Genomic DNA, 7,977 nt, shown 5'->3' on the forward strand with positions numbered 1-7,977 from the left:
TGCAACTTAATTGCCAGAAACTGGTTGCACCTTTTTTGCTTTGTTGCATAGCATTCGCGCCCAAGGTGCAACCGGGAATACCCGGTGCATCGGCTGGTGGCTTTCCTGGGGAAACATCAGTCCTAAATGCGCGGGATCCCGTTTCGTCTGCCAAACGTCGTCGTTTGTGGACGATCAATCACCGCTGCAACATAAAAACAAAGCCAGGGCGTAACTTAATGAGCGTAAGCAATCCAACACTGATCACCTTCGTGATCTACATCGCAGCAATGGTGCTGATCGGCTTCATGGCCTATCGCTCCACCAACAACCTTTCCGATTACATTCTTGGCGGCCGCAGCCTGGGCAGCGTCGTGACGGCTCTGTCCGCCGGTGCTTCCGACATGAGCGGCTGGTTGCTGATGGGCCTGCCGGGTGCCATCTACATGTCCGGTCTGTCGGAAAGCTGGATCGCCATCGGCCTGATCGTCGGCGCCTACCTGAACTGGCTGTTTGTCGCCGGCCGTCTGCGCGTGCAGACCGAGCACAACGGCGATGCCCTGACCCTGCCGGACTACTTTTCCAGCCGTTTCGAAGACAAAAGCGGTCTGCTGCGCATCATCTCGGCGATCGTGATTCTGGTGTTCTTCACCATTTACTGCGCATCCGGCATCGTGGCCGGCGCCCGTCTGTTCGAAAGCACCTTCGGCATGTCCTACGAGACGGCGCTGTGGGCCGGTGCTGCGGCGACGATTGCCTACACCTTCGTCGGCGGTTTCCTCGCGGTGAGCTGGACCGATACCGTACAAGCCACGTTGATGATTTTCGCGCTGCTGCTGACGCCGATCATCGTGCTGCTGGCCACCGGCGGCGTCGATACCACGTTCCTCGCTATCGAAGCTCAGGACCCGAGCAACTTCGACATGCTCAAGGGCACCACCTTCATCGGCATCATCTCGCTGATGGGCTGGGGTCTGGGTTACTTCGGTCAGCCGCACATCCTTGCGCGTTTCATGGCCGCTGACTCGGTGAAGTCGATTGCCAACGCCCGTCGCATCTCCATGACCTGGATGATCCTGTGCCTGGGCGGCACCGTCGCCGTGGGCTTCTTCGGCATCGCCTACTTTTCGGCGCATCCGGAAGTGGCCGGTCCGGTGACCGAGAACCACGAGCGGGTGTTCATCGAACTGGCGAAAATCCTCTTCAACCCGTGGGTGGCCGGTGTCTTGCTGTCGGCGATTCTCGCGGCTGTGATGAGCACCTTGAGCTGCCAGCTGCTGGTGTGCTCGAGCGCCCTCACCGAAGACTTCTACAAAACCTTCCTGCGCAAATCTGCCTCCCAGGTTGAGCTGGTCTGGGTCGGCCGCGCGATGGTGTTGCTGGTGGCGCTGATTGCTATCGCCATGGCCGCCAACCCGGAAAACCGCGTGCTGGGCCTGGTGTCCTACGCCTGGGCCGGTTTCGGTGCCGCGTTCGGTCCAGTGGTGCTGATCTCGGTGATCTGGAAAGACATGACCCGCAACGGCGCGCTGGCCGGCATTCTGGTCGGCGCCATCACCGTGGTGGTGTGGAAGCATTTCGAGGTGATGGGGCTGTACGAAATCATCCCGGGCTTCATCTTCGCCAGCCTGGCGATCTACATCGTCAGCAAGCTCGGCGCGCCGACCGCTGGCATGGTGCAGCGCTTCCAGGCAGCGGAAAAGGATTTCCACCTGAACAAGTGATGCACTGAGCTGCGGCTCACAGGAAAACGGCCCGCTTCCTAAAAGGAAGCGGGCCGTTTTTTTTGCCTGCAATATCCCTGACTCAGCATAGATCCCCTGTGGGAGCGGGCTTGCTCGCGAATGCGGTGGGTCAAATGAAATCAATGTCGACTGGCACGGCCCTTTCGCGAGCAAGCCCGCTCCCACAGTTGTTCGGTGGTGATTTTGAGAGGGTTGTCTGTAGTCGGATACACCGATTTGCGAAGGCTTTTTCGCCAGTAAAAGTAGGGCAAATCTGATTTTCCCGTCACCCAACCAACACCCCTTGCCCCTCATGCAGAATCGCCCGCCCTCATTCTGCAGAGAGACATCGGATGTTCGCGCCTGCCAATCAACCGCGTTTTACGTTGACCCTCGAAGGCGCCCAGCATGACCTCAAAGTCCTTGAGTTCACGGGCAAGGAAGCCATCAGCCAACCCTTTCGTTTCGAGCTGGAACTGGTCAGTGAGCGCCCCGATCTGGATCTCGAAAGTCTGCTGCACTGTCAGGCGTTTCTTGGCTTCGATGCCGATGGCAGTGGTATTCACGGTCAGATTTATCGGGTCGGGCAGGGCGATTCCGGGAAACGTCTGACGCGCTATCACCTGAGCCTGGTGCCGCGTCTGACCTACCTCGGTCACCGTATCAACCAGCGGATTTTTCAGCATCAGACGGTTCCGCAGATCGTCGCGCAGATCCTCAAGGATCACGCAATCCTGCGCGATGCCTTCGAGTTCCGCCTCGGCAGCGATTACCCGGTGCGTGAATATTGTGTGCAGTACGCCGAGAGCGATCTGGCGTTCATTCAGCGGCTGTGTGCCGAGGTGGGTATTCATTACCACTTTCAGCACAGCCCGGATGGACATGTGCTGGTGTTCGGCGACGATCAAACGGTGTTCCCGCGCCTGGCCGAGCCGACGCTGTATTTGCCGGGCAGCGGCATGGCGTCGACGGCGCCGGCCATCAAGCGCTTCAACGTCCGGGTGGAGACTCGCACCAGCGTGGTCACCCGGCGCGACTACAACTTCGAAAAGCCGCGACTGCAACTGCAAAGCCGCAGCGACAGTGAGCAGCGCCCGGTGCTCGAGGACTATCACTTTCCCGGCCAATTCAACGATCGAGAAACCGGCAGGCAACTGGCGCAACGTACGCTGGAAAGGCATGTCGCCGACTACCGTCAGGCTGAGGGCATCAGCGACGCATCCGCACTGGTTTGCGGACATTTCCTGCAACTGAGCGAGCATCCGCGCCAGGACTGGAATGACCTGTGGCTGCTCACCGCCATCGAGCACCGTGGGCGACAACCGCAAGTGCTGGAGGAATCGGTCACCAGCGACGGGGAAGAATTCCAGGGTTACCGTAATACCTTTCTTGCCACGCCGTGGGAGGTATTCTTTCGCCCGGCGTTGGGGCCGGAAAAACCGCGCATGCCTGGCTATCAACCGGCCGTGGTCACCGGGCCGCAAGACACGGAAATCCACTGCGATGAATATGGCCGGGTCAAGGTGCAACTGGCCTGGGATCGTGACGGCGAGCTCAACGAGCATTCCAGTTGCTGGCTGCGCGTCGCCACGGGTTGGGCGCATGACCATTACGGCAGCGTGCTGATCCCAAGGGTCGGCATGGAAGTGCTGGTCGGTTTCATCGACGCCGATGCCGATAAACCATTGGTGATGGGTTGCCTGCCAAACGCCGCAACTCCGCTGCCGTTGGACCTGCCCGCCGACCAGACCCGCAGCATCTTCCGCAGCCAGAGCAGCCCCGGTGCTGGCGGTTACAACGAGCTGCGCATCGAGGACAAAAAGGGCGCCGAAGAAATCTATCTGCGCGCCCAGCGCAACTGGACTCAGCATGTACTGCACGACCAACAGGTTCAGGTCGACAACCAGCGCAGCATTGTCGTCACCGGACTTGCCAGCCATGAACTCAAGGCTGACGAGCAGCGCATTACCCACGGTCAGCGCCAGACCGAAGTGAAACAGGATGATCACCTGACGGTGGTCGGTGATCGGCATATTCGCGTGAGCAATCAGGCCACCAGTGCCAGCGGACAAGTCCACCTCAGCGCCGGCCAGCAAGTGGTGATCGACGGCGGCGCGAGCGCGACGATTCAGGCGGGCGGACAGTGGATCAGCATCGGCCCCGGCGGGATTTTCAGTAGCGTGCCAATTGTTGTGGGTGGGGCGCCAATGGCGGCGATGAGTGCAGCGCCGGGAGTGCCGGGATTGCCGGCAAAACTCGCAGCCGCACCAGCGGCCATGCTCACTGCTGCGCAAATCATGAGCTTTAAAGGTGATGCACCATTCTGCGAAGAGTGCGAGCGCTGCAAGGACGGTGTCTGTGCAGCCTGAGTGCCTCACGCCTTCATGGCTGGCGCGTGAACCGCTGAAATCTTCGGAACAACTGTTCGCGGTCTTGAGTAACGCCAGCGACGCCAGGCCTCCGTTGGTTGCACCGAGCCCGATCTGGGCGGACACGATCTACGCCGAGTGGGACGCGGTGATGCCCTTCGTGGGAATTGTCGCGGCGGACAGTGAGTTTCTCGATTGGGTGGCCTCTACCGAGTCTCGCGACTGGGGGTGGTTGGCGGTGTCCTCGGCGAGCCTGGAGGTGGTAGTTGAGCACTTTCGCAGCCTGACTCAAGTGCTGATGCCGGACGGCGCAGCGGTGTTTTTTCGCTTCTGGGATGGGCGGTTTTTGTTGCCGATCCTGCAGTCCGATCAAGTGCAATCGGCGCAGTTGATGCCAGTGATCTCGCGCGGCTTGATCAATGGACAGGCCGTGGATATCGGGGGCAGGGCGCAGGTTTCAGGGCGGGTGTTTCCCTGGTGGAAGGTGCCTGAGTCTGTACTGGCTTCAGCAGGGAATGCAGTACGGATCGGCAATGCGCTGCAGTGGCTGAGCGAGGAGCATCCGGCGCTGCATGAGGCGTTTCCCGAGGCTGTGTTGCGCTGCAAGGTTCGGCAGTTTTTTCAGGTTTCAGCGTCGGAAGAATCGTCGCAATCGGCGTTATTGGCGTATTTGCAAGACGAAGCAGAGTGAAATTTCTGGGCGAAGGCTTCGGAAATTTCCCGCGAGTTGCGGCGGATTTCATGAACTGGTGGGCGTTGGGTAGCAGGGATAGTCTTTTCGTTGTCACCGCGAGAGTGGTGACAGGGTGTAGGAACCCGTTACCTATGGTGCATCAGCGCTGTTGATTTAATTGCGACATGTAACTTGTGCCAGCAATATCTTTAGCGGCGGCTGTGTGCGGGGCACGCTTTGGCGTGGCCGAATTCCATGGGTCGGTTCCTACTCCCGCGCACAGCTGCCACCCGATCCCGTAGGAAGGAGCGAGGCAGTTCATTTTCACATCCATGGTAGAAAATATGACGATGCTTAAACCCGACCCACCCTACGAAAAAATCATCCCCCATCCCGACAACCGCTTCATGGCCCTGACCGGCAACTGCAGCGACATGCCCACCCTGTTCGTCGATACCCAAGTCCCCCTCGACATCCTAATGGACGCGGCCAACCACCGCATCCGCGCCGTGATTCAAGTGCTGGAAAACATGTGCATGCGCGGCTCGGTCGAGTGCGACTCGATCATCCTCAGCGACTTCGCCATGCTCTGCGCCATTCCACTGCGTGACGGTTGCGATGTGCTGGATGTCATCGGCAAACGCTTGAGCGCGATGCCGGCCTGAAAAAAGAGCAAAAGATCGCAGCCTTCGGCAGCTCCTACAGGGGGGGACGCCAATCCTGTGTAGGAGCTGCCGAAGGCTGCGATCTTTGGACTTTGGCTCAATCAGCGATATACGCATCCTGAGTTTTGATAAAGCGGTCGAACGCCTCGGAGTTGTAGACCTTCATGCACCCAAAAAACACTACTTTTTCATTCGAGTATTTACTGTTTGAAGGTTTCTGCTCGTAAGCCGCCAACACGTAGTTTCGGGTTTCTTTGTAGGGATCGTGCAGCACCTGGAGCGTGTCTTCATTTTGCAAAATGGTATGCATGCCTTTGCCCATGAACGAATAGGCATTGGCGGACAGTGCGATGTCTTTTTCCAGCGCGGAGCGTTCGTTGAATGGCTTCAGAATGCAGTGGCTCAGTCCGTAGTTTTTTAGTGACTGGCGTGCCTGTTCAATGTGAGTTTCGTCGGCAAGGGCGAGGTATGGGCTAAGCAGGCTGAATAAGCAGATGATCAGATATTGCATGAGTTTTTGACTTCCTGTCGTTCATGGTTCGCCAGTTTAACGCCATAAAAGCAAAGCCCCTCACCCTAGCCCTCTCCCAGAGGGAGAGGGGACTGACCGAGTTGTCTGGGTGATGTACGCCGACCTGCGCCTTCGGTGGTGAACGTCAGTTGGCCAAGCCTGAGATCACGCTGATCATTCAGGTCGATGTAACTCGCAAGATCACCACCGTCAGTCCCCTCTCCCTCCGGGAGAGGGTTAGGGTGAGGGCCGGCTTTTGTCCGCTCGGCCGCCAACCCCTGACTTGCCGCCCGGTAAAAGGTAAACTTTGCGCCCTTCGCAGGAGCAGCCATGAATTATCGTCACGCCTTCCATGCCGGCAATCACGCCGATGTGTTCAAACACCTGACCTTGACCCGCCTCATCGCGCTGATGTCGCGCAAGGAGCAGCCGTTTGCCTATCTCGATACGCACGCCGGCATCGGTCTGTATGACCTGCAGGGTGATCAAGCCAACCGTACCGGCGAGTACCTGGAAGGCATCGCGCGTTTGTGGGATCAGCCGGATCTGCCGGCGCTGACCGCCGACTACATGAAGGTGCTGCACGAGATGAACCCGGATGGCCAGTTGCGCTACTACCCGGGTTCGCCGGAGCTGGCGCGGCGTCTGACCCGGCCGCAGGATCGGGTGATGCTCAACGAGAAGCACCCGGAAGACGGCGTGCAGCTCAAAGAGAACATGGCCGGCGACCGTCGGGTCAAGGTGCATCTGGGCGAGGGCTGGCATGTGGCGCGGGCGATGTTGCCGGTGCAGGAGAAACGCGCGGTGATGTTGATTGATCCGCCGTTCGAGCAACTCGACGAGATGCAAAAGTGTGCGGCGTCGCTGAAAGAAGCGATTGGCCGGATGCGCCAAACCGTGGCGGCGATCTGGTATCCGGTGAAGGATCAGCGTGCGTTGCGCCGTTTCTATCAGGATCTGGCCGGTACCGGCGCGCCGAAGTTGCTGCGCGTGGAACTGCTGGTGCATCCGCTGGATACGCCGAACAGCCTGAACGGATCGGGGATGGCGATTGCCAATCCGCCGTGGGGGCTGGAGGAAGAATTGCGTGAGCTGCTGCCGTGGTTGTCGAAGAAGCTTGGGCAGACCCAGGGCGGGTGGCAGATGGATTGGTTGATCGCCGAGAGCTGATCAACGGCAAGAGCAAAAGATCGCAGCCTTCGGCAGCTCCTACAGGATTCAGTGTCGTCCACTTATGTGCGGACAATCACGGACCTGTAGGAGCTGCCGAAGGCTGCGATCTTTCGCTTTAAGGGTTTAGTTACCCGCCAGGCTCGGTGGCATGCACACGCCGGTGCCGCCAATCCCGCAATAACCTTCAGGATTCTTCGCCAGATACTGCTGGTGATACGCCTCAGCAAAGTACACGGTCGGCGCCTGCTCGATCTCGGTGCTGATTTCGCCCAGGCCAGCCTTCGACAGTTCAGCCTGATACACCGCTTTGCTCTTCAGCGCCGCGTCCAGTTGCTCGGGCGAGGTCGCGTAGATCACCGAGCGGTACTGGGTGCCGATGTCGTTGCCCTGACGCATGCCCTGCGTCGGGTTATGCAGTTCCCAGAACATCGCCAGCAGCTCTTCGTAGCTGACTTTGGCCTTGTCATACACCACCAGTACCACTTCGGCGTGGCCGGTCAGGCCCGAGCAGACTTCTTCGTAGGTCGGGTTCGGCGTGTAGCCGCCGGCGTAGCCGACCACGGTGCTGACCACGCCTTCGCGCTGCCAGAAGCGGCGCTCCGCCCCCCAGAAGCAACCCAGACCGAAGATCGCAAAGTCGACGTCCTGAAAGAATGGGCCGAGCAAGGGGGTTTCTTCGAAGACGAAATGCTTTTCAGGCAGGGTCATCGCGGTTTCGCGGCCGGGCAGCGCTTGTTCTTTGGTCGGTAGCACGTTTTTGTTCACCAGAATTTCCGAGCGCAGAACCATGATCGTTCCTCTCAGTCAGGATGGGATGTAAAAAGTCAGACCGTCAGTGTGCCGAATGATGCCGGATTTCGCACTATTCAAATGTGGGAGCGGG

The 7,977-nt window shown here is 59.1% G+C and carries 7 protein-coding genes; 5 read left to right on the top strand and 2 right to left on the bottom strand.

What is annotated here, in order from left to right; translation table 11 throughout:
- Nucleotides 1-218: 218 nt before the first annotated feature.
- The 4 genes from putP to NTD85_RS01945 all read left to right on the top strand — a co-directional run bounded on the left by putP (nucleotide 219) and on the right by NTD85_RS01945 (nucleotide 5,410).
- Nucleotides 219-1,703 carry a sodium/proline symporter PutP gene (putP, locus tag NTD85_RS01930; RefSeq protein ID WP_003220979.1) on the top strand — a complete coding sequence of 495 codons (1,485 nt, stop codon included), beginning with the start codon at nucleotides 219-221 and terminating at the stop codon, nucleotides 1,701-1,703.
- A gap of 353 nt (nucleotides 1,704-2,056) precedes the next feature.
- Nucleotides 2,057-4,072, top strand: coding sequence for a type VI secretion system tip protein VgrG (locus NTD85_RS01935; protein ID WP_262141292.1), 2,016 nt, complete (start codon nucleotides 2,057-2,059; stop codon nucleotides 4,070-4,072).
- The gene (locus tag NTD85_RS01940; RefSeq protein ID WP_262141293.1) at nucleotides 4,062-4,763 is read left to right on the top strand and encodes a DUF4123 domain-containing protein; all 702 of its coding nucleotides are present in this window, start codon (nucleotides 4,062-4,064) and stop codon (nucleotides 4,761-4,763) included. The genes NTD85_RS01935 and NTD85_RS01940 overlap by 11 nt, the downstream gene beginning before the upstream one ends.
- A gap of 326 nt (nucleotides 4,764-5,089) precedes the next feature.
- Nucleotides 5,090-5,410 carry a hypothetical protein gene (locus tag NTD85_RS01945; protein WP_262141294.1) on the top strand — a complete coding sequence of 107 codons (321 nt, stop codon included), beginning with the start codon at nucleotides 5,090-5,092 and terminating at the stop codon, nucleotides 5,408-5,410.
- A 97-nt stretch (nucleotides 5,411-5,507) separates the two neighbouring features.
- On the opposite strand, the gene NTD85_RS01950 is transcribed toward NTD85_RS01945, so the two are convergent.
- On the bottom strand, nucleotides 5,508-5,921 hold the full coding sequence (locus NTD85_RS01950; protein ID WP_003220987.1) for a hypothetical protein: 414 nt from the start codon (nucleotides 5,919-5,921) through the stop codon (nucleotides 5,508-5,510).
- Between the two features lie 330 nt (nucleotides 5,922-6,251).
- Between NTD85_RS01950 and NTD85_RS01955 the strand changes: the two genes are divergently transcribed.
- Nucleotides 6,252-7,091: a 23S rRNA (adenine(2030)-N(6))-methyltransferase RlmJ gene (locus NTD85_RS01955; protein ID WP_003220988.1), complete on the top strand. Its 840-nt coding sequence runs from the start codon at nucleotides 6,252-6,254 to the stop codon at nucleotides 7,089-7,091.
- Nucleotides 7,092-7,217: 126 nt separating this feature from the next.
- On the opposite strand, the gene msrA is transcribed toward NTD85_RS01955, so the two are convergent.
- A complete protein-coding gene (gene msrA, locus NTD85_RS01960) occupies nucleotides 7,218-7,883 on the bottom strand; it encodes a peptide-methionine (S)-S-oxide reductase MsrA (protein ID WP_003220990.1) in 666 nt (221 codons plus the stop codon).
- Nucleotides 7,884-7,977 lie beyond the last annotated feature (94 nt).

The sequence above is a fragment of the Pseudomonas sp. 13B_3.2_Bac1 genome (genome assembly GCF_025466205.1).
GTDB lineage: Bacteria > Pseudomonadota > Gammaproteobacteria > Pseudomonadales > Pseudomonadaceae > Aquipseudomonas > Aquipseudomonas fluorescens_H.